The sequence below is a fragment of the Streptomyces sp. WAC05374 genome (assembly GCF_004353505.1).
GTDB lineage: Bacteria > Actinomycetota > Actinomycetes > Streptomycetales > Streptomycetaceae > Streptomyces.
The window spans coordinates 1-1,119 of sequence record NZ_SMNQ01000047.1; the positions used below are offsets into that span (position 1 = coordinate 1).

The following is a 1,119-nucleotide window of genomic DNA, read 5'->3' on the forward strand; positions in this document are numbered from 1 at the left end:
GCTGTACGTGCTGGACGGGGCGGGGCGGCGGGTGCCGCGCGGGAGCCTGGGCGAGCTGTGGATCGGCGGCCTCGGCGTGGCCCGCGGCTACCTGAACCGGCCGGAGCTGACCGCGGAACGCTTCGTCGACGACCCGTTCACCCCCGGCGGGCGCATGTACCGCACGGGCGACGTGGTCCGTTACCGCGAGGACGGCTCGCTGGAGTACCGGGGCCGTACCGATTTCCAGGTCAAGCTGCACGGCCACCGCATCGAGCTCGGCGAGATCGAGGCGGTCGCCGCCGAACACCCGGCCGTCGTCGAATGCGCGGCCGTCGTGCGCGAGGAGCGCCTCACCCTGTACTGGACCGGCCACTCCGCCGAGGAGGCCGATCTGCTGGCCCATCTGGCCGAGCGCCTGCCCACGTACATGGTTCCCACCCGGGTGGTCCGTCTCGACGAACTGCCCCACACCCCGAACAAGAAGGTCGACCGCAACGCCCTGCTGAGCCTTCCGCAGGACGCTCCGGGTCTGCCCGCCCCGGCGGCGGACGGCGACCTCGAAACGCTCGTGGCCGGGGCGTGGCGGACCGTGCTCGGTGTGCCGCACATCGACCCCGACCGGGGCTTCTTCGAGATCGGCGGCAGCTCCATGACCGCCCTGGAGGCCCACAAGCTCATCACCAGTGAACTGGGCCGCCCCTTCCCGCTGTCCGCCCTGTTCCAGTACCCCACCGTGCGCAAGCTCGCCGCCCACCTGGGCGGCACGGGTGCCGTCACCACCCGGGCCGAGCGGCGCCGCCCGGCGGACCGTTCCGCCGGGGACGAGGCGGTCGCCGTCGTCGGCATGGCGTGCAGGCTGCCGGGCGCGCCGGACATCGACACCTTCTGGCGCAACCTGCGCGACGGCGTCGAGTCGATCCGCCACTTCACCCTGGACGAACTGCGCGCCGCGGGACTGCCCGAGGAGCTGATCACCGACCCCGACTACGTCCCCGCCAAGGGATACGTCGAAGGGGCCGACCTCTTCGACGCCGCCTTCTTCGACTACATGCCGTCCGAGGCGGAGCTGATGGGGCCGCAGCACCGGCTGTTCCTGGAGACCGCCTGGCAGGCCCTGGAACACTCCGGCATCGTGCC

1 protein-coding gene is annotated in these 1,119 nt (G+C 72.3%); it reads left to right on the top strand.

The window, feature by feature from the left end; all coding sequences use genetic code 11:
• On the top strand, window positions 1–1,119 hold a 1,119-nt coding region (locus E2B92_RS32470), incomplete at both ends, for a beta-ketoacyl synthase N-terminal-like domain-containing protein (protein WP_148128009.1).